The 19255-nt window shown below is 71.5% G+C and carries 17 protein-coding genes; 10 read left to right on the top strand and 7 right to left on the bottom strand.

From position 1 onward, the window contains the following. Window positions 1–8 precede the first annotated feature (8 nt). A complete protein-coding gene (locus AC07AG_RS06370) occupies window positions 9–215 on the top strand; it encodes a ferredoxin (protein ID WP_478752453.1) in 207 nt (68 codons plus the stop codon). Between the two features lie 19 nt (window positions 216–234). On the opposite strand, the gene AC07AG_RS06365 is transcribed toward AC07AG_RS06370, so the two are convergent. Beyond that, on the bottom strand, window positions 235–723 hold the full coding sequence (locus tag AC07AG_RS06365; protein ID WP_478752451.1) for an RDD family protein: 489 nt from the start codon (window positions 721–723) through the stop codon (window positions 235–237). 196 nt (window positions 724–919) lie between these two features. Further along, on the bottom strand, window positions 920–3463 hold the full coding sequence (locus tag AC07AG_RS06360) for a polysaccharide lyase family 8 super-sandwich domain-containing protein (RefSeq protein WP_478752449.1): 2544 nt from the start codon (window positions 3461–3463) through the stop codon (window positions 920–922). Window positions 3464–3651: 188 nt separating this feature from the next. Between AC07AG_RS06360 and AC07AG_RS06355 the strand changes: the two genes are divergently transcribed. The 5 genes from AC07AG_RS06355 (at window position 3652) to AC07AG_RS06335 (ending at window position 9696) form a co-directional block, all read left to right on the top strand. Further along, window positions 3652–4248 carry a chemotaxis protein CheB gene (locus AC07AG_RS06355; RefSeq protein WP_478752448.1) on the top strand — a complete coding sequence of 199 codons (597 nt, stop codon included), beginning with the start codon at window positions 3652–3654 and terminating at the stop codon, window positions 4246–4248. Continuing rightward, window positions 4248–6170: a CheR family methyltransferase gene (locus AC07AG_RS06350; protein ID WP_478752446.1), complete on the top strand. Its 1923-nt coding sequence runs from the start codon at window positions 4248–4250 to the stop codon at window positions 6168–6170. The genes AC07AG_RS06355 and AC07AG_RS06350 overlap by 1 nt, the downstream gene beginning before the upstream one ends. 24 nt (window positions 6171–6194) lie before the next feature. Beyond that, the gene (locus AC07AG_RS06345) at window positions 6195–7085 is read left to right on the top strand and encodes a GAF and ANTAR domain-containing protein (protein ID WP_478752444.1); all 891 of its coding nucleotides are present in this window, start codon (window positions 6195–6197) and stop codon (window positions 7083–7085) included. A 116-nt stretch (window positions 7086–7201) separates the two neighbouring features. After that, entirely contained in the window at window positions 7202–8437 is a 1236-nt protein-coding gene (locus AC07AG_RS06340; RefSeq protein ID WP_478752442.1) for a hypothetical protein, read from the top strand. Beyond that, complete coding sequence (locus tag AC07AG_RS06335) at window positions 8425–9696, top strand: hypothetical protein (RefSeq protein ID WP_478752440.1); 1272 nt, start codon at window positions 8425–8427, stop codon at window positions 9694–9696. Before AC07AG_RS06340 ends, AC07AG_RS06335 begins: the two co-directional genes overlap by 13 nt. Window positions 9697–9729: 33 nt before the next feature. Here the strand turns inward: AC07AG_RS06335 and AC07AG_RS06330 are convergent, their stop codons facing one another. After that, window positions 9730–10410: a pyridoxamine 5'-phosphate oxidase family protein gene (locus AC07AG_RS06330; RefSeq protein ID WP_478752438.1), complete on the bottom strand. Its 681-nt coding sequence runs from the start codon at window positions 10408–10410 to the stop codon at window positions 9730–9732. Window positions 10411–10596: 186 nt separating this feature from the next. Here AC07AG_RS06330 and AC07AG_RS06325 point away from each other — a divergent pair, with 186 nt between their 5' ends. The 3 genes from AC07AG_RS06325 (at window position 10597) to AC07AG_RS06315 (ending at window position 15828) form a co-directional block, all read left to right on the top strand. Then, window positions 10597–13536 (top strand): glycoside hydrolase family 2 TIM barrel-domain containing protein, encoded by a 2940-nt coding sequence (locus AC07AG_RS06325; protein WP_478752436.1) that lies wholly within the window; start codon window positions 10597–10599, stop codon window positions 13534–13536. 79 nt (window positions 13537–13615) lie between these two features. Then, window positions 13616–14995, top strand: coding sequence for a hypothetical protein (locus tag AC07AG_RS06320; protein WP_478752434.1), 1380 nt, complete (start codon window positions 13616–13618; stop codon window positions 14993–14995). A gap of 71 nt (window positions 14996–15066) precedes the next feature. Further along, window positions 15067–15828, top strand: a complete 762-nt coding sequence (locus AC07AG_RS06315) for a hypothetical protein (RefSeq protein ID WP_478753897.1) — start codon at window positions 15067–15069, stop codon at window positions 15826–15828. Here the strand turns inward: AC07AG_RS06315 and AC07AG_RS06310 are convergent. Continuing rightward, window positions 15818–16231, bottom strand: coding sequence for an NUDIX hydrolase (locus AC07AG_RS06310; protein ID WP_361054409.1), 414 nt, complete (start codon window positions 16229–16231; stop codon window positions 15818–15820). The genes AC07AG_RS06315 and AC07AG_RS06310 overlap by 11 nt on opposite strands. Before the next feature lie 37 nt (window positions 16232–16268). Then, window positions 16269–16946, bottom strand: a complete 678-nt coding sequence (locus AC07AG_RS06305) for a DUF4389 domain-containing protein (protein WP_478752431.1) — start codon at window positions 16944–16946, stop codon at window positions 16269–16271. A 161-nt stretch (window positions 16947–17107) separates the two neighbouring features. On the opposite strand from AC07AG_RS06305, the gene AC07AG_RS06300 reads away from it, so the two are divergent. Beyond that, on the top strand, window positions 17108–17527 hold the full coding sequence (locus AC07AG_RS06300; protein ID WP_478752429.1) for a VOC family protein: 420 nt from the start codon (window positions 17108–17110) through the stop codon (window positions 17525–17527). A 21-nt stretch (window positions 17528–17548) separates the two neighbouring features. Here the strand turns inward: AC07AG_RS06300 and AC07AG_RS06295 are convergent, their stop codons facing one another. Then, complete coding sequence (locus AC07AG_RS06295) at window positions 17549–18268, bottom strand: DUF6597 domain-containing transcriptional factor (protein WP_478752427.1); 720 nt, start codon at window positions 18266–18268, stop codon at window positions 17549–17551. Window positions 18269–18294: 26 nt separating this feature from the next. After that, window positions 18295–19230, bottom strand: a complete 936-nt coding sequence (locus tag AC07AG_RS06290; protein WP_478752426.1) for an AraC family transcriptional regulator — start codon at window positions 19228–19230, stop codon at window positions 18295–18297. Between the last annotated feature and the right edge of the window lie 25 nt (window positions 19231–19255).

Raw genomic sequence — 19255 nt, 5'->3', positions numbered from 1 at the left:
GAGACGAGATGAGCGTGCGGGTCCATGTCGAGTCCGAGCGGTGTGTGGGTGCGGGCATGTGCGCACTCACCGCACCGAGCGTCTTCACCCAGGACGACGACGGCTTCAGCGAGGTGCTCCCCGGCCGCGAGGACGGGGGCGGCGACCCCCTGGTGCGTGAGGCCGTGCGGGCCTGCCCGGTGCAGGCCGTGACCGTCACCGTCGACGACTCCTGAACCAACCGCCCCTGCGGGCTCAGTGACCCCGCCGCCGCCAGGCGGCGAGGTCCACCCGGCGCACGGAACGGAGCCCGGCGATGTCGGTGTCGTAGAGCTCGCCCGTCCAGCTCTTGCGGACCGAGTTCTCCGTGCTGCCGCCGAAGTTCTCCCGGAGCCAGTACCAGGGCTGCAGCGGCAGCCAGCACAGACCTGCGAGCCAGCGGTGCAGGACGCGGACCGGTCCGGGGCGGCCCGCGTCGGCGGCGCGCATCACACGGACCCCGAGGAGCAGCTTCCCGACGCTGCCGCGCAGCAGCAGGGTCAGGACGCACTGGTTGGTGAAGGACACCACCGGTATGAGGGCGTACAGGGTCCACCACGGGCTGGTCTCCGGGGTCAGCCGGGCTATCCCCACCGCGCCGTACAGAGCGACGACCAGGTCGACGACCACCGCGATGTAGCGGCGCGCGTCCCCGGCCAGGCGCGGCGGTCGGCCGGGATGCGGCAGCCCGCCGGGATGCGGCACGGGCGGTGGCTGCACGCCGTGCGGGGCTTGTGGTTGAGCGTGTTGCGGGTACTGCGCGTGTGGTTGAGCGTGTTGCTGGTAAGGCGCCTGCGACTGAACGTGTTGCTGGTACTGCCCCCGTGGATCATTCATCACGGCATCATGCCGCATGCCGCATGCCGCATGCCGCACCGGCGAAATCGCCCCGGCGGGCGCCCTATCCGCGCAGTGTCACCGTGAAGCTCCGTCCGTAGGCGTGCCGGGTGGCGACGTCGATCCGGGTCCCGCCCTGGACCCGGCTCACGCGCACCCCCTCGTCGGCCGTGACCTCCCGCAGCGAACGGCCGCGGAGCAGCACGCTCACCCTGTCGCGGTCCATCGTCGGATCGGACACCGCCACGGTGGTCCGGCCGCGCCGCTCGCGCCGTACGAGGACCGATGCGGAGCCCTCGATCCGCATCCCCGCGGCCTCGTGGCGGCCTGACGTGAAGCTGTTCGCGGCGGTCAGACCGAGGCCCGTGTGGCTGACGGCCTGCAGCCGCACCGTGTTCGCGAGGACCTTCAGCGGCTGCCCGCCCCGGTACGACCTCAGCCCCGCGTCGCCCGCGTTCGGCACCAGCGCGTAGGCGAGGGAGACGGGCTTGGCCCCGGCCGCCCGGTCCACCGTCACGCCGAGGACCCTGCGGGTCACCGGGGTGTCCGGGTTCGCGGTGCGGACGACCCGGCGGCTGCGGGTGACCTCGTCCAGGGTGACCCGCACCTTCGGGGTGTCCAGGAAGACGTAGCCGACGGAGGTGCGCCGCGTGGCGTTGGCGTAGCGCAGCCACCGCAGGTCACCCGTGCCCGCGCCCTTCCACGGGGTGCCGTCACGCAGCTCCCCCGTCACGGAGACCTGGTCGTCCGGCGCCGCGGTCCGCGCGTCGACCGTCGTCGTCACGGCACGCCCCGCGCCGTCGCCCACCCCCGCGGCGAGCACCACGATCTCCTCGTCGAGCAGGAACCACGACTTCGTCGCGCTCGCACCCCGGTAGACCACGAAGTCCTCCGGCAGCAACTCCCGGTCGTGGAAGGCGACATCGCTGGACTGCACGGCCCCGGCCGCGCCGTACGCCCCGAGGACGGCGCCCCCTGAGTACTGGTTGGTGCCGCGCGGGAAGTAGACGTACTTGTTCTGCGACTCGGAGGAGGAAGTGAAGTTCAGCGGGTGGCCGGGGTTGTCGTAGTACGGCTTCCCGTACAGCTCGGGGACCGTCCCGCGCTGCTCGACCGGCGCGGTGACACCCGCGAGGCCGTACGGGGAGACCGTGGTGAAGTAGTCGACCCCGTACGCCTGCGTCTGGTCCTGGCCGGAGAGGTAGAGGTAGTACGCACCGTCTCCCTGGAACCACGGCATGAGGTTCTCGCCGCTCATGTACTCGTACTTGCTGATCCGATCGGAGCTGCGCGCGAGCGCGAAGGCGTAGCCCGGTCTGCGGTGGACGGTCTTGTCCATGGCGTTGAAGGCGACGCTGCGCGAGGCGGGGTTCAGGTCCGCGGGCGGCACCGATGCGTCGCCGATGATGTCGGTGTAGCGCACGATGCTGACCGGTGAGACGAAGCCGGTGGGGTTGAGCGTGGCGCGCGAGGTCGAGCGGATGTGCTTGACGTAGCTCTTGAGCGCGGTGGCGTCGGCGCCGCTCGCCAGCGAGGAGAGATCGACGACGGCCTCGACGACGACCGCGACATCGGTGTAGCCGCTGTCGGGCCGCGACACCGCGCGCCCCTTGACGATCTCCATCATCCAGCCCTCGAAGATGAGCGGCGCGAAGCCGTCGCGCACCCACTTCCGCACCGTCGGCACCAGCTCCTCGCCGTGCGCGAAGCCCGTGCCGTCGAGGATCTTGAGGGTCTGGATCACGCGGGTGAGCAGGCCTTTTCCGTACGAGCCCGTGTAGGCGACGGAGGCGTGCTGGATGAAGGAGCCGTCGGCGTAATGGCCGTCCGTCACCCCGTGGTTCAGGTGGTAGGGGTCGATGGTGACGAAGACCGTCAGCTGGTCGGTGAGCGCCTTGCGGATGCGGACCTCGCCGCCTTCGCCGATGAGCGCGCCCTGCAGGATCCGGTTGGTGGTGATGTCGGCGAGGTTGGCGCCGGTGTGGAAGCGCGAGTCGAGGTTCACGTCCCCGCCGGTGCCGTTGCGCAGATAGGCGTCCATCGAGGCGACGTAGGTGGCGATGAGGCCGGGCTTGTAGGTCCGCACCTCTTCGACAAGAAGTACGAGGGTCTTGCTGACGGACTGGGAGATGCCGATCTCCCAGTTGAACCAGTTGCCGTAATAGCCCTTGGACTGGTCTCCGTAGTGGCGCTCGTGCAGCCAGACCAGGCCGTCGATGACGCGGCGCTGCACGGAGGTGTTGTCGTAGAGGTCCGAGGAGGTGCCCGGGGTGCGGGTGGCGAGGGCGATCTCGTACAGGCGTTTGTAGGCCGTGTTGAGGTTGGCGTCGTCCGTGCCGAGCGCCAGTCCGGCGAAGAGCTCGCCATCGCCCGCGTCGTCCATCGACTTCAGGTTCGTCCGGGCGGTCTTGTCGATGGCCGCGAGCTTGGCGGCCGTCTCGGGGCGCGCGTTGGAATCGGCGGTCCCCGCGAAGATCCCCACGGTGTTGGCCAGGAGGCGCGCGGTGTCCGCCGCGGCTGCCGCGGCGCTCACCGGCAGCGTGGGGATCACCGCCAGGAGACCGGCGGCCGAGAGAGCGGACAGCAGGCGTCTGCGGGTGATCTCCATGGCGTCCTCCGCCGGTGCGTTGGCGATGTGGCGATGCGGCGTTCTGGTGTTCTGGTCTTCTGGTCGAGCTGGTGTTCTGGCGTTCTGGGCGGGCGGAGTCAAGCAGATGCCCCGGGCTCCGACAAGGGTCGGTGCCCGGCCGTCCATGTGCAGCTTGCCGGACCGCCAGCGGCTAGGCTCGTCATGTGATGTCGGAACAGCACACTTCAGGGCCGTACGCCGTCGTGGCTGTCGCGTCATCAGCTGGCGGCATCCAAGGCCTGGCAGCCCTCCTGAGCCGCCTCGGCCCCGACCTTCCCGTGCCCGTGCTCGTGGTCCAGCACCTCGATCCACGCCACCGGACACTCCTCGCCGAGGTGCTCTCGCGGCGCACGGAGCTGGCTGTGAAGCTGGCGGAGAACCAGGAGCACGTGGAGCCGGGGACGGTGTATCTCGCGCCGCCCGGCCTGCACCTTCTCGTGGGGCCCGACGGGGTTCTCGCTCTGTCGAGCAGGGACCCCGTGCACTTCGTGCGCCCCTCCGCCGACCTGCTCTTCGAGTCGGTGGCCGACTCGTACGGGTCGCGGGCCATCGCCTGCGTCCTGACCGGCACGGGCGTGGACGGCGCGACGGGCGTGGCCGCGGTCAAGCACCGGGGCGGCACCGTGATCGTCGAGGATCCGGAGACCGCACAGTTTGCGGGGATGCCCCAGGCGGCGGTCGACACGGGAGCAGCGGACTTCGTACTCCGTCTTGAGAAAATCGCCGCGGCGGTCCGCGAACTTGTCGAGGACAAGAGGCAGTGATGAGTGAGTCGTCCGGCGCCGATACCGATAAGGGCGCCGAGCCGCGAGCCGGACAATCCGAGCGTGCGCCCGGCCCGGCGGTCGACCAAGGGCTGGAAGACCTGCTCGGCTTCATCCGCGACTCGCGCGGATTCGACTTCACCGGCTACAAGCGGTCCACCCTCGGCCGCCGCATCCGCAAGCGGATGGACGACGTCGGCACGCGTGACTACGCCGACTACCGCGATCTGCTCGAGACCGACGCGGTGGAGTTCCGCACCCTCTTCAACACGATCCTGATCAACGTCACCTCGATGTTCCGCGACCCGGAAGCCTGGGAGCTTCTCCAGCGTGAGGTGGTGCCGGAGCTGATCGCGGACCTGGGTGCCGACGACGAGATCCGGGTGTGGAGCGCGGGCTGTTCCAGCGGCGAGGAGGCGTACTCCCTGGCCATCATCTTCGCGGAGGCGCTCGGCATCGAGGAGAGCCTGAACCGCGTCAAGATCTACGCCACGGACGTCGACGAGGAAGCTCTGCGCGACGCCCGCGCCGGGCAGTACCCGGAAAGAAGCCTCGAATCGCTCGCGGTCGAGCTGCGTGACAAGTACTTCGAGCACCATGACAACCACTACGTCTTCCGCCCCGACCTACGGCGCCGGGTGATCTTCGGCCGCCACGACATCACCCGCGACGCCCCGATCTCCCGCCTGGACCTCCTCGTCTGCCGCAACGCCCTGATGTACTTCAACGTCGAGGCACAGGCCCAGATCGTCGACCGCTTCCACTTCGCCCTGCGCGAGGGCCGCTACCTCTTCCTCGGCAAGGCCGAGATGCTCCTGAGTGACGGTGAGCGGTTCGAGGCGGTCAGCATCCGCCAGCGCGTCTTCCGGCGCCGGCCGGGCGGCAGCGCCGCTCCCTACCCCTCGATTCCCATGAAGATCAGACCCGGTGTGGGCATCGAGATGCAGGCGGCCACGCGCACCCGCCAGCTGCGCGACCTGATCCTCGACGCGGCTCCGGGTGCCGCTGTCGCCCTGGACGGCGACGGCGTTCTGGTGATGATCAACAACGAGGCCCGGTCCCAGTTCGGCCTCACGGCCCATGACGTGGGACGCCCCTTCCGGGACCTGGAGCTCTCCTACCGGCCCACCGAGCTCCGCTCCCTGATCGACCAGGCCATCCATGAGCGCCGGACCTTGCGGGTGAACGGTGCCGAACGGCGCATCGGCAACGAGATCCAGTACTTCGACATCGTCATCCAGCCGATCGCGAGCGGCCCCGGCCTGCCGGTCGCCACCAACATCACCTTCACGGACGTCACCCTGGCCATGCAGCTCAAAGCCGAGGTCAAGCGCGTACGCGAGGACCTGGAGACCGCGTACGAGGAACTCCAGTCCACGAACGAGGAACTGGAGACCACCAACGAGGAACTCCAGTCGAGCATCGAGGAGCTGGAGACCACCAACGAAGAGCTCCAGTCCACGAACGAGGAACTGGAGACGACGAACGAAGAGCTCCAGTCCGGCAACGAAGAGCTCGAGACCATGAACGACGAGATGCGCCTGCGCACCACGGACCTGGACGAGGCCCGCGCCTTCCTGGAGGGCGTGGTGAGCAGCATCGCGGCGGGGGTGGTGGTGCTCTCCGCCGACATGCGGGCCAAGAGCTGGAACCGCGGCGCGGTCGACCTGTGGGGGCTTCGGCCCGACGAGGTCCTTGGCGAGCACTTCTTCGCCCTGGACTTCGGGCTCCCCACCGACAGCCTGCGCGGGATCATCCAGGAGTGCGTCGCGTCCGGCAAGCGCGCGGGCCCTGTGACGATCCCCGCCGTGAACCGCATCGGGCGGAGCATCAACTGTTCGATCATCTGTTCTCCGTTCGACGGCCACAACGGCGGCGTCGTCCTCCTGATGGAAGACCTCGCCAACGGAGAAGGCAGCTGACGACTCCGGTCGTATCCTGTGAACATGAGCGCCATGAAAGGCAGTTCGTGCGCGGATGACGGCCGGGCGGACGCCGCCTGGCAGCGTGCTGTCTCCGCGGGCGAACGCGCGGCGCTGGCATCGATGACCGCCGAGCGGCACGAGAGGCTCTACGCGCAGTCCGGACGCGAGTTCCACGCGACGATGGCCGAGCGGCACCGCGCGGTCGAGGAACGGCATCGCACGGCGGCCAGGCTGCAGGAGACGTATGCCCGCCGCGTCAGGGCATGGTCGGCGGGGCGCGCGGATCCGCCGCGCGCTGGAGGCGAGGACGATCGCGGCCCCCTGTTCATGTCCGGGGTCGCGGAGGCCTGCGGAACGCTCAGTGCCGCGCTCACGCTCGTCGGGGTGGACCTGAACCAGCTCGCGGTCGCCGCTTCGGACCGGCGGTCGCGCGGCGCCCAGGATCTGGAGTACGTCATGACCTCGGGCCCCGGGCGTGACGCGACCCGCAGCCGCCGTGCGGTCCACGCGTCGGGGGCGGACCTGGAGAGGCGCTGGCCCGGCTACGGCTCCGGCCTCACGGCCCTCGGCCTGAGCTCGGTCGCCGCGCTTCCCCTGCGGGTGCCCGGTGGCTGTCTCGGGGCACTCACCGTCTTCGATCCCCCGCCCGAGCTCGTCCGGGCCGGGGCGTTCGACGCCGTCGCCGACGCGCTGACCGAGTCCGTCCTGCTCGGCCCGGACGCGGACCCCGACCTCTATGGCGGCACGGATCACCGCGCCGTGGTCCACCAGGCCGCGGGCGTGCTGTCCCAGCAGACGGGCCGTTCGGTCGATGACGCCCTGGCCCTCATCCGGGCGCGGGCGTACGCCGTGGGCGAGTCCCTCGATTCGGTGGCCCGGCGGGCCATCTCCGGGGAACTGAAGCTCGCCTGACCCTCGTCCGGGAGGCCTGCCCCCGGTTGATAGCGTCGCTCCTCTGATCTTGACATGTCATCGCGACGTGTCGGCTCGATGGTCATCTGACATGGCTCGCGGGGAAGGGGAACGCCATGCCCAGGGTGCGTGACGTCCGGAGACGTACGTGGCTGGTGGTCTCCGGAGTGGCCGTCCTCGCGCTCGCGGCCACCGGCACCGGGATCGCCGTCACGCAGTCGCAGGAGCGTGACGACCGCATCGCCGCCAACCAGGACCAGCTGACCCGGGCCTGCGCGGGCCTGCTCCCCGATGAGCTGAGCTCCTTCGTGCCGGACGACTCGGCGGGCGTACTGGACGAGTACGGCACGCTGCTGACGCCGGGCAAGCAGAGCAGGGCGCTGCTCGACTGCACGCTGTCGTGGGGCGGTGACGCCGACGGCCGTGAGCCTGACGCACAGGCGCGGGTCAGGGCCGAGGCCGTGCTCGACAAGGCCCGAGCACCGGCCGGAGACTTCGAACTGCCCTTGCCGAGCGGCACGTTGGGCGGCACAGGCTTCAGCGACGACCGGCTCGACGGCGGCCAGGTGTCGGCCACCCTGCTCACCGAGTGCCCGAAGGGGCTGAGCGGGCGGGTCCGGCCGTCGAAGGACCTGCTCGTCTCCGTGGATCTGCCCTCGCACGCCGAAAGCGAGTACGGCATGCCCAAGTCCGACCGGCTCCTGGCGTCCCGCACCGCGGTCCGGGTCGCCGACTGGGTGAGCCGCGAACAGGGCTGCGGTACACGGCCGTTGGCCGATGCCGGGAAGCCGAGGAACGCCGACGCGCTCTGCGACTGGCTCTCCCCCGAGGCGCTGAGGTTCGCGCGGGGCGAGTGGCGGTTCGACGAGAACGACAGGGTCTACAGCGAGCGCGCCGGCACGTGCGGCGGACAGTGGGACGACACGGCGGGCTGGGCGGGCGATCTCAAGGTCAAGGCGGCGGGCGCCCAGAGCTGGTCCGGTGTCCTCGCGGCGGGAGCGTACGAGAGCTTCGGCGACAGCGGCCACGTCCCCGGGACCGAGCAGAGCCGCCACGAGCGGGGACCCGAGGGCCGGTTGACGTTCGGCACGCCGGGTGACGATCCGCTGCTCGCACTCTGGGCGCGGTCGGTGTGCGACGGCGGGCCGACGTTCCACCGGGTCACGGTCACGCCCGCCCTCGACTTCCGGCACCAGGACGAGGTCGTCGTGGACAGGAAGGAATGGCGGCGGATCTCGGCGGACGCGCGGGCCGTGCTCGACCGCTATCTGGCCGCCGACGACGGCTGGCCCCGGCGCTCGCACTGCCGTGACACGCAGATCATGGGAGAGGTGGAGCAGTGGCAGGGCTGACCTGGCGGTCCGGGGCGGGAAGGAAGCTCACCACGGCGGCCGGGGCGGTGCTCGCCCTCGCGCTGGTGGCGGGCGGGTACTTCTGGTTCAGCGGGGGCTACGACCGGTGGGTGGCGCAGCGTCTGGTGGCCGGGGCCTGCGAGGGGGTTCTCCCGGCCGCCGAAGTGCGTGACGTACTGGGCGCGGGGCCGTTCGAGGACGATACGCGCGACCGGGCGGAAGGCGGACTGAGCGATGCCTCGCTGCGCGTGGACTGCACGATCGCCCGCGACACCGAGCACCACACGGGCAGGTCCACGCGCGACGGCTCGGTGAAGGTGAACGTGCGGGCGGTGCCGGAGCGGGTCGCGAAGGACGACACCGGCCTCGAGGCTCGGGAGCGGCGGCGCGAGGACGTCACCGGAGAGTACGACGGGGTCTACCCGGACGTGTACTCCTCCCTGCCGCCGGTCGCGGTCGGCCCCGGCTGGAACGGCGTCTTCTCCACCGACTCGACCAGCGGCGGCGAGGCCTCGGCCACCACCGCCGTCCTGCTCGACTGCGCGCGCGGGCGTGGCGGGCTCCTGGTCACGGTCGACGCCGAGGACGAGGGCGTGACCCTCGACGACCCCCGGCAGCGCACCGCCTTCGCCCGGATCGCCACCGCCACGGCGGCGAACGCCTCCGGCCACTGGGGCTGCGACGCCGACCTGGGCAAGCCCCCGCGCACGGTGGAGCTGCCCGTGAACGCGGACGAGTCGGTGCCGCGGGCCGACGCCACCGCGTCCTGCCGGGGCCTTCCGGAGCGCGGCTCCGAGGTCGCGCGGGCGTGGGAGGGCGCGCGTCGCGGGACGCCGGTCGAGGTGTGTGTCCTTGGGCCCGGGACCGTGACGGGGGACGGCCTGCCGGTCGCCAGGTCGACCGACGACGTGGGAGGGCGCTATCGGCTGCGCGCCTCCTACGGCCCGTACGCGCAGGACGAGCGGTATCGCTACCAGGACCGCTACGACTACCTGGCGCAGCACCGCATCCCCGGCGCGGCACCCTCCGGCCGCCTCCCGGAGGGCGGCTACTGGGTGAGCGCCGAGTGCGAGAAGGGCGGTGAGCGTGCCCTGTTCACCGTCGAGCCGCCGGGGTCCGAATCGCCCTCGTACCAACAGGAAGAGAAGGACAAGCCCACGCCGGCCGACCTGGCCTATCAGCGCGCCGCTCTCAAGGCGTTCGCGGAGGGCTCGGCGAAGGCGCACGGCTGCGGGACGCCTGTCTCCGCCAAACCCTGACGCGACTGACGCGGCTGAAGCGACTGGCGCGGCTCAGCCGTGCCGCGTCCCGCCGCGCTCGGCGATGTGCGGCGGGACCGCGATGCCCGGCGGGAGCAGCGGGTCGGCGACCGGGGCGCCCCAACTGGCCGTCAGGGGAAGGTTCCCGGCCCAGATGCCGAGCCCGGCGTCCGGCCCTTCGCCGTCGTCCGGAGGGCCCACGCTCGTCTTGACCGACGCCTCCTCCAGGGAGAGGGCGAGCAGGGTCGTCGCCGCGAGTTCCTTGCGGCTGGGGCTGCGGGCGTAGTCCCACTGGCCGGGGGCCGCGTGCTCGGTGAGCAGGCGCAGGCCCGTCAGCTTCTCGTCCGGGTCGGTGACCTTGCGCGGGACACCGTAGATCATCGCGCTGCGGTAGTTGACGCCGTGCTCGAAGACGGAGCGGGCCAGGATCAGGCCGTCCACGTGGGTGACGGTGACGCAGATCGTCGCGCCGGGGTCGGCGGCCAGGCTGCGGCTGGCGACCGAGCCGTGCAGATACAGCTGGGTGTCGTCGCGGCCGTAGACGGTGGGCACGACCATGGGGTGGCCGTCGGCCACGACGCCCAGATGGCAGATGAACCCCGCGTCGAGGATCGCTTCGAGGTCGGCGCGGTCCAGGCTGCCCTGTTCGCGCAGGCGCCTGTGGCGGGTGCGGTCGGTCTCCGAGAGCGTGGTCCGCTGTTTGCTGGTGGTCACGCTTCCTCAAGCTACCGATATCGCGCCCGAAATGCCATCCCTCAACGAATTACAACCAGCCCATCCGCTGCTTACGACGAAATCCGCAGCCCATGCACCTTTCGTCCAACTCCGCCGCCGAGAATCCAACAACCCCCGCCGCGTGACGGTTGTGACGTCCCACCTCCCCGCTGTCTGATGGAAGCCATGGATCTCCCCTACCTTGAGGACGTATCCCCCGGCACCGGCAGCCTCCCGCCCCGCGCGTGGTACGCACGGTCGGACGCCACTTCCCTCTCCCTGAACGGCAGTTGGCGCTTCCGGCTCTCCCCGGCCGCCGACACCGCCGACGACTCCTTCGCCGCGGACGGCTACGACGCCGGGGCCTGGGACACCGTGGCGGTGCCAGGACACTGGGTGCTGCAGGGGCACGGCGCGCCCATCTACACCAACATGGTCTATCCCTTCCCGGTCGATCCGCCCCGCGTTCCCACCGAGAACCCGACCGGCGACCACCTGCGCACCTTCGACCTGCCGGACGACTGGCCCACGACGACCGCCGGCGGCGCGACGCTGCGCTTCGACGGCGTCGAGTCCTGCGCCCGCGTCTGGCTGAACGGCACGGAGCTCGGCGACTTCAAGGGCTCCCGGCTTCCGCACGAGTTCACGGTCGGCCACCTCCTGAAGCCATCGGGCAATGTCCTCGCCGTCCGCGTCCACCAGTGGTCGTCCGGTTCGTATCTGGAGGACCAGGACCAGTGGTGGCTGCCCGGCATCTTCCGGGACGTGACCCTGCTGCACCGCCCCGAGGGCTGCGCGCTCGACTTCTTCACGCACGCCTCGTACGACCACCGCGCGGGGACGGGGACACTGCGGGTCGAATCGGATGTGGAGGGCTGGGTCAGCGTGCCCGAGCTGGGCATCGATGTCGCCACGGGCGAGTCGGTGACGGTGGACGTCGAGCCCTGGACGGCCGAGACGCCCCGCCTGTACGACGGGGTCCTGGCCACGGCGGGTGAGCGCGTCCCGCTGCGGATCGGCTTCCGTACGGTCGCCGTCGAGGACGGGCTCATCAAGGTCAACGGCCGCCGGATCCTGTTCCGCGGTGTGAACCGGCACGAGTTCCACCCGGAGACGGGCCGCGCGCTCGACCTCGCCACCATGCGCACCGACGTCCTGCTGATGAAGCAGCACAACATCAACGCCGTGCGCACCAGCCACTATCCGCCGCACCCCGCCTTCCTCGACCTCTGCGACGAGCTCGGCCTGTGGGTCATCGACGAGTGCGACCTGGAGACCCACGGCTTCACCGAGCAGGGGTGGCGCGGCAACCCGGTCGACGACGACCGCTGGACGCCCGCCCTCCTCGACCGCGCCGCCCGCATGGTCGAGCGCGACAAGAACCACGCCTCGGTGATCATCTGGTCCCTCGGCAACGAGTGCGGGACGGGCCGCGGCCTGACCGCCATGGCGCGCTGGATCCGCGCACGGGACGCCGACCGCCTCATCCACTACGAGGGCGACGCGACCTGCGCGGACACCGACATGTACTCGCGCATGTACGCCGACCACGCCGAGGTCGAGCGCATCGGCCGACGCGAGGACACGGAAGGCCCGCGGTCACGACGCCAACTCCCCTTCATCCTCTGCGAGTACGGTCACGCGATGGGCAACGGCCCCGGCGGCCTGAGCGAGTACCAGGCGCTGTTCGACGCCCATGAGCGCAACCAGGGCGGCTTCATCTGGGAGTGGATCGACCACGGCCTCGCGCACCCGGAGTTCGGCTACGCCTACGGCGGCGACTTCGGCGAGGAGCTGCACGACGGGAACTTCGTCTGCGACGGCCTGGTCTTCCCCGACCGGATGCCGTCGCCGGGGCTCGACGCGTACATGCGGGTCATCCAGCCGGTGGGTTTCGCGTACGACGCGGGCGCGGGGACGGTCCGGGTCACCAATCTGCACGACTTCGCGGACCTCTCGCATCTGTCCTTCGAGTGGACGTACATCAGCGACCACGACGAGGCCTACGCGGCCGGAGAGCTGGCCGTGCCGCCGGAGCTCGGCCCCGGTGAATCCGTCGAGCTGAAGCTGCCCGATCCACCCTTGGCGAGCCGCGACGCCGAGACCTTCCTGCACCTGACGGCGACGGTGGGCGTCACGACGACGAACTGGACGAAGCTGGACCACGGCGTCGCGCGGGCCGAGTTCCGCGTCTCGCCACGACCCGCCATCCGTGCCGCGACCGGCGAACGCCCGCAGCGTGAGGGGGACTTCATCACCCTCGGCCCCGGCACCTTCGACTCCCGCACCGGTGAGCTGCGCACCCTGAACGACATCCCCCTGACCAGCGCGCCGCGCCTGGACATCTGGCGCGCCCCCACCGACAACGACAACGGAGCCTCCTGGCAGGGCGGGCAGCGCAACGGGCTCGTCTGGCGTGAGCTCGGTCTGCACCGGATGCAACACCGCCTGGACGCGGTCGAGTTGACGGACGAAGCGCTCACCGTCCGCACCCGCGTGGCACCCGCCGCACGCGACATCGGTCTGCGCACCGTCTACCGCTGGACCTCCGACGGCACCCAGTTGCGTCTCACCGTGTCCGTGATGCCCGAGGGCGAGTGGACCGTGCCGCTGCCCCGGCTCGGCGTCCGGCTCGGCCTTCCGGCGGCGTACGGAGTCGCGCACTGGTTCGGCGGTGGTCCCCACGAGGCGTATCCGGACACGGCGGCGGCTTCCGGCATCGGCACCTGGTTCATGCAGGTCGACCGGATGCAGACCCCCTATGTGCGCCCGCAGGAGAACGGCGCCCGCGCGGACGTCCGCTGGGCCGAGCTGCGGGCGGGCTTCGACGGTGCGGGGGTGCGCGTGGTCGGTGAGCCCGCCTTCTGGTTCACGGCGCGCCGCTGGACCACCGAGCAGCTGGACGCGGCCACGCACCGCACGGATCTGGTGCCCGGCGACACGGTCTGGGTCCATCTCGACCACGGGCAGCACGGCATCGGCTCGCAGTCCTGTGGGCCGGGGGTGCTGCCGCAGCACCAACTCCACGCGGCACCCGCCGAGTTCGCGTTCACCTTCTCGCGCCGCGACGCCACACCCCAGGTGCCGCCACCGGTAGGACCTCCGCCGGAGCGAACCTCGCTCTGACCGGGGTTTTCCGGTGACTCAGCACTAGACTGGACGTCACCGTCGAACCACGTGCCGCCTTGGGGGGAGGGAGCACCCCTTGTCACAACCGCGGCTGGGCCGCAGTCCGTTGAGGCCACCGTTCACCCCTCCTCCCCCGCCGGGCGACTCACGCCCCGGCCGGTTCGTGGGGTGGCTCGGCGGCTTCGGCTGCGCCGCCACGGGGTACGCGGTGTTCCAGTCCCTGGTGGGCGTGTTGCCGGACTCGATCTCCGGCGACACCGCCCGCTATGCGATCGCCGCGGTCAGCGGCATCGGCACGGGCGTCGCCGCCTGGCTGGCCGCCGCGCTGATCCGGGCCAGGGCGGACGCGGACGGCAGCACCCGGCGGCCCGCACCTCCGGGGCCGCGGGCCGCGCCCGCCTCCGGCCCGTTCCCGCGGCTCGCCGCCGCCACGTATGCCACGCTCACCGCGGAGCTCGCCACCGTCGACGCCCCGGGGAGCGGCCGCCTCACCGGCTGGGCACACGCCCTCGACGAGCCGACGCTGCCGGTGCGGCCCACCCCGACCGGCACCGCGTACGGACTGCACATTGTGCTCGAACTCGGCGTGCACGACGGGAGGTTGAGAGCCTCCGAGCTGGTGGAGACCCTGTGGCGCCTCCGCCTCGCGGACGGCGGCTGGGCCGCGCGCTCGCAGGGGTCGACACCGCGACCCGAGGTGACCGCCCTCGTGCTCGGCGCGCTCGCGCGGGCGGGCGCGGATCCGGGGCGCCTCGCGGAGGAGGCGGCGCAGTGCGCGGCACGCTTCACCGAGGAGCTCGAACCGTCCGGCCTCGGCAGGACCCATGTCGTGACCACCATGCTGCGCGGACTGCTGCGCGCGGCGCCGGACTCCCCCGACCTGGCACGGCTGCGGGCCGAGCTGGTCGACCGTACGGTCACCGATCCCCTGCGGGAGCACCGGCGCTGCTGGGGCCCCGCCCTGCGCGCCCCGGTCACGCGCCCGTCGGCGGTGCACACGGCTCAGGCGGTGGTCGCCCTCGACCGCGCGGCCCGCGTGCTCGGCGAGGACAACAACACCCGCGCCGCCCGCGAGGACGGCATCCGCTGGCTGCTCGCCTGCCCGGCCCCCGCCCACGAGGACTGCGCCGACCTGCGCAACACCCAGGAGGAGGTGCGCCGCCCGCATCCGGTCGACTCCTGGCGCCAAGAGGTGCTCTCCGTACGGCACTTCACCGCCGCCTGGATGATGCGGGCGCTGCTCACGCCGGGCGCCTGGGAGATCGCGGCGGAGGAGGGCCGCGAGGAGGCGTGGCACGCGCTGGTGGCCGGCGCGGTCGGCGCGGTGTGGCGCCAGCAGGACGACGGCATCTGGAACTGGGACGGGTACGATCTCGGCCGCCCGATGTGGATGACCTATCAAGGGCTTTCGGCGCTGCGGGCGCATGCCGTATGGATGTATCAGCCGGGCGGCTGATCCACGGGCGACCGATCCACGGGCTGCTGATCCCCGGCGGCGCGCTCGCGACCGAGGGGGAGAGTGACCGCATGGGTGGTCGGCACGTCCACAGGGCCCGGCATCTTCTCGAAGGGACCCTGGACGCGGCGCTGCCCGAGGACCAGCTGGTGCGGGCGGCGCGTGCGGTCGTCGCCGAACTGGGCTCCCCCGGACGGCTCTTCGACCTGGTGCGCGAACTGGCGTCGGGCGTCGGCGCCCCCTCGGCCTGCGCGCTCCTCTCGTACCGCCACGTGCTCGGATTCGACAAGCTGCTCCTGATCGACGGCGGCCCGGGGCACATGCTGCGCGCGCACGTCTGGCACCCCGGCACGCGCTCGGCGGGCCGCGAGGACATCCACAACCACCGCTCGCCGCTTGCCTCTTACGTGGTGCGGGGCACGCTCGGCATGGAGCTGTACGAGCCGCTGCGCAACACCGCCGAACCGGGCGAGAGCGGCATCGCGGCGTCCTGGTTCAGGGAATCCCTGTCGGACGTGGAGGGCCACTGGCTCCTGGAGCCGGCGGGCCCGGCGCGGCTGCGGCTCACGCAGACCGCGGAGTACGGCACGGGCAGCGGTTACGGACTGCCGTCGTACGCCCTGCACCGCGCGTGGTGCGCATCGGCGGGGACGGCGGTGACCCTGTTCCTGGAGACGGGTGCGGGGCGGCGGCGGTACACGGACGTGTTCGCCGACGCGACCGACTCGGGCTCAGGCGTGGGCGGCCGCGCGGAGGCGGTCGTCAAGCGGCCGATGGACGTGAAGGAGTACCTGGCGGAGCTGGAGTCGCTCGCGGAACTGCTCAGCCGCTGAACGCCTGCCGCACGATGTCCAGGTTGTAGTCGTCGATCTCGACCGTGCCGAGGTCGGCAGGGGCGAGCCAGCGGTGGTCCTGGTCGGGATGCGGCAGCGACACCTCAAGACTCAGCGGCCGCACCAGGAAGTTGTCCTGCCAGTTCTTGACCTCGTGCCCGCGATACCGGCTCACGAAGGACGACTCGCCGACCTTGCGCAGCACTTCGCCGCGCAGTCCCGTCTCTTCCTTCAGCTCCCGCAGCACCCCGTCCAGCGGACTCTCGCCCGGCTCCAGCTTCCCGCAGGGGACGCCCCACACCCGTGGCAGGAACCGCTCGGTCTCACTGCGCCGCACGAGCAGCACACGCCCGCGGTGCGCCACGACGGCAGCCGCCAGTCGGTTGTCGCTCGGCAAGTCCATGGCACCCACCGTAGCGAGGATTCGGGGACCGGGACAGTCAGCCAAGGGGCTCCCGGTCTCCCTGGTCGAGGCGGAACGGCGGGTACACGTCCGTGAGCAGCAGGCCATAGGCCAGGACGCGCGCGGCCCATCGGTGCAGACCGACGTTGAGTTCGTGCATGCCGCGGGGGTATCGGCCCGTGAAGAGCAGGGACACGCCCGCGAAGAAGGTGATGATCCCGGCGAGGCCGAAGCTGACGCGCATGCCGCCCGTGAACAGACCGACCACCAGGAGCTGCGGCAGGATCAGGAGCCAGCTCTTGACGAGGACGAGTCCCCTGGAGAGGTGCTCGGGGTAGGCGATGTCCAGGTGAGCGGGGTAGTCGGCGACCTCGCGCAGCGAGAAGGGCGGATAGCGGTCGGTGCCGAGCGATCCGTACGCGTAGTACTCGACGCGCCAAGTCCAGCGCATCACACCGACGTTGAAGTCGAACAGCGCGCGTGGATAGCCGCCGGTGATCAGGATCGCGAAGAACGCGACCACGGTGACGAGCAGGAAGGCGATCCAGAGGAACAACAGGACGACGTGGTGCGGGATCACGAGCAGCCACTTCACCAGCCAGAGCCAGCGGGACAGCACCTCGTCGTCGTCCCGCACCTCCAGACGGACCGGACTTGCCGGGTGGTGCTTGTCGAGATCGGGCGACGCGGGCACGGCGGCAGACGTGGCGGACATGGCGGTCAGCTCCCCTCGCCCCCGTGCTGTGGACCTCCTGCACATGTACGACCGTGCGCGGGCGGCGGCAAGGAGTGGCGCGGCGTCCGTTTGCGCGGTGCCCCTACGCACGGTCCGTTTTCTTCAAGACGGGCCGACGGCGACTGTCTACGCTGCGAAGCATGAACACGAAGATCACACCCCGTTTCGACCTCGTCGGCATCGTCGTCTCCGACATGGCCGCCACACTCGCCTTCTACCGCCGCCTGGGCCTGGAGTTCCCCGAGGGTTCCGAGGGCCAGCCGCATGTCGAGGCGGCGCTCCCCGGCGGTCTGCGCATCGCGTTCGACACGGAGGAGACCATCCGCTCCTTCGACGAGAACTGGGAGCCGCCGCAGAGCGCGGGCCGCATCGGCCTCGCCTTCCACTGCGAGACGCCCCAGGGCGTCGACGCGGCGTACGAGGAGCTGGTCGGCGCCGGGTATCACGGTGAGCTCAAGCCGTGGGACGCCTTCTGGGGCCAGCGGTACGCCTCGGTCCTCGACCCGGACGGCAACGGCGTCGACCTGTTCGCACCGCTGCCGGGCGGCCCTGCCGCATAGTCCGGCTCTCCGGTCCGGAGCCTAGTCCGGCCGCCGGCTGAGCAGTTCGCCCAGCGGCATCCCCGCCAACTCCTTGACGTCACGCGCCAGATGGGCCTGGTCGGCGAAGCCCGCGACGACCGCGGTCTCCGCGTACGCCAGGCCTCCCCTGGCCAGGGCGAGCGCGCGCTGCAGCCGCAGGACACGGGCCAGCGTCTTGGGGCCGTAGCCGAACGCGGCAAGGGAACGCCGGTGCAGGAGGCGGGCGTTGATGCCCGCCTCGTCGGCGGTCGACGCGATGGACCGCCCCGCTTCCAGGGCCTTGACGACGTGCGCGAGCAGCGGGTCGGGCGGCTCGCTCTCGCCCGCGCGCGCCACGGCGAGGGACTCCAGGACGGCCGCCGGGTCGCGGGCCGCGTCCATGCGCTCGGTCAGGCGGCGCGCGTCGGCCGACGGCCACAGGTCCGCCAGGTCGACGCGCCGGTCGCGCAGCTCGTGCGCGGGCACGCCGAGGAAGGCGGGGGCGGTGCCGGGATAGAAGCGGATGCCCACGTACCGGGCGGTGGGGTCCGCATCGGGGCGGTAGGCGCGGGTGTCGGGTCCGGCGACCAGGAGCCTGCCGCCGCTCCACAGCAGGTCCATGCAGCCGTCGGGAAGCACGGGGTACACGGCACGGTCCGCACCGCCGCCGGCACGCGTCCACAGGACCGCGCCCGGGACCAGGGACGGCCGCTCCGCGTACTCGACGGTCTCGTGCGACACGCCTTCCAGGCTACGCCGCACGGGGGCTACGCGGCCGGTGAGCGGTGCTCCTGCGGGCTGACCCCGTACACCCGCTTGAAGGCGCTGGACAGCGCGAACGCGCTGCCGTACCCGACACGGCGGGCGATCGCGGCGATGGTCTGCTCGGTGTCCCGCAGCAGGTCGGCGGCGAGCGCGAGCCGCCAGCCCGTCAGGTACGCCATCGGCGGCTCGCCCACGAGCTCGGTGAACCGCCGGGCGAGCGCGGCCCGCGAGACCCCCGTCTTCGCGGCGAGCACCGCGATGGTCCAGGGGTGCGCGGGGTCGTCCTGGAGCAGCCGGATCGCCTGCCCGACGACCGGGTCCCCCATCGCCCGGTACCAGGCGGGGGCCTCCGCCTCGGGCCGGGAGAACCAGGCGCGCAGGGTGGCGATCATCAGCAGGTCGAGCAGCCGGTCGAGCACGACGTCCTGCCCCGGCTCGTCCTTGGCGATCTCGTCGGCGAGCAGGGGGGTGAGCGGGCAGTCCCACACCTCGGTGGGCAGGATCAGGAGCGGGGGCAGCGAGTCGAGGAGCCGACCGGTGATCTCGCCGCGCGCCTGGTAGGTGCCGATCAGCATCTCCGCCGCGCCGTCGGGCGATTGGCCCCAGGTCCGCCGGCCGAGGTCGCGGTACTGCTCGGCCGGGGTGTCGCCGAGGGGCACGCAGCGTTCGCCGGGCCGGATCTCGACGTGGGGCTTCCTCGTCCGGTCGTCGGCGACGGTGTAGTGGTCGGGGCCGCGCGCGACGGCGACGTCTCCGGGGCGGATCAGCTGGGGTTCGCCGTGGTCGGGCACGATCCAGGCGGTGCCCCGCACCATGATCATGACCGAGAGCGGCGCCTCGTCCGCGATGCGCACGGACCAGGCCGGGTCGAAGCACGCACGGATCATGAAGGCTCCTCGCGCGCGGGGGCCCTCCAGCAAGCCTGCGAGTACGTCCATACCGGAAGCGTAGACGCACGCGTAT

The sequence above is a fragment of the Streptomyces sp. NPDC044044 genome, from assembly GCF_056434405.1.
This window is presented reverse-complemented; position numbering and strand designations above follow the sequence as displayed.

Excerpts from the sequence above, each read along its gene's own strand:
- AC07AG_RS06370 (WP_478752453.1), top strand. The coding sequence starts at position 9 with ATGAGCGTGCGGGTCCATGTCGAGTCCGAGCGGTGTGTGGGTGCGGGC.
- AC07AG_RS06360 (WP_478752449.1), bottom strand. The coding sequence starts at position 3,463 with ATGGAGATCACCCGCAGACGCCTGCTGTCCGCTCTCTCGGCCGCCGGT.
- AC07AG_RS06355 (WP_478752448.1), top strand. The coding sequence starts at position 3,652 with ATGTCGGAACAGCACACTTCAGGGCCGTACGCCGTCGTGGCTGTCGCG.
- AC07AG_RS06350 (WP_478752446.1), top strand. The coding sequence starts at position 4,248 with ATGAGTGAGTCGTCCGGCGCCGATACCGATAAGGGCGCCGAGCCGCGA.
- AC07AG_RS06345 (WP_478752444.1), top strand. The coding sequence starts at position 6,195 with ATGAGCGCCATGAAAGGCAGTTCGTGCGCGGATGACGGCCGGGCGGAC.
- AC07AG_RS06340 (WP_478752442.1), top strand. The coding sequence starts at position 7,202 with ATGCCCAGGGTGCGTGACGTCCGGAGACGTACGTGGCTGGTGGTCTCC.
- AC07AG_RS06325 (WP_478752436.1), top strand. The coding sequence starts at position 10,597 with ATGGATCTCCCCTACCTTGAGGACGTATCCCCCGGCACCGGCAGCCTC.
- AC07AG_RS06315 (WP_478753897.1), top strand. The coding sequence starts at position 15,067 with ATGGGTGGTCGGCACGTCCACAGGGCCCGGCATCTTCTCGAAGGGACC.
- AC07AG_RS06310 (WP_361054409.1), bottom strand. The coding sequence starts at position 16,231 with ATGGACTTGCCGAGCGACAACCGACTGGCGGCTGCCGTCGTGGCGCAC.
- AC07AG_RS06305 (WP_478752431.1), bottom strand. The coding sequence starts at position 16,946 with ATGTCCGCCACGTCTGCCGCCGTGCCCGCGTCGCCCGATCTCGACAAG.
- AC07AG_RS06300 (WP_478752429.1), top strand. The coding sequence starts at position 17,108 with ATGAACACGAAGATCACACCCCGTTTCGACCTCGTCGGCATCGTCGTC.
- AC07AG_RS06290 (WP_478752426.1), bottom strand. The coding sequence starts at position 19,230 with ATGGACGTACTCGCAGGCTTGCTGGAGGGCCCCCGCGCGCGAGGAGCC.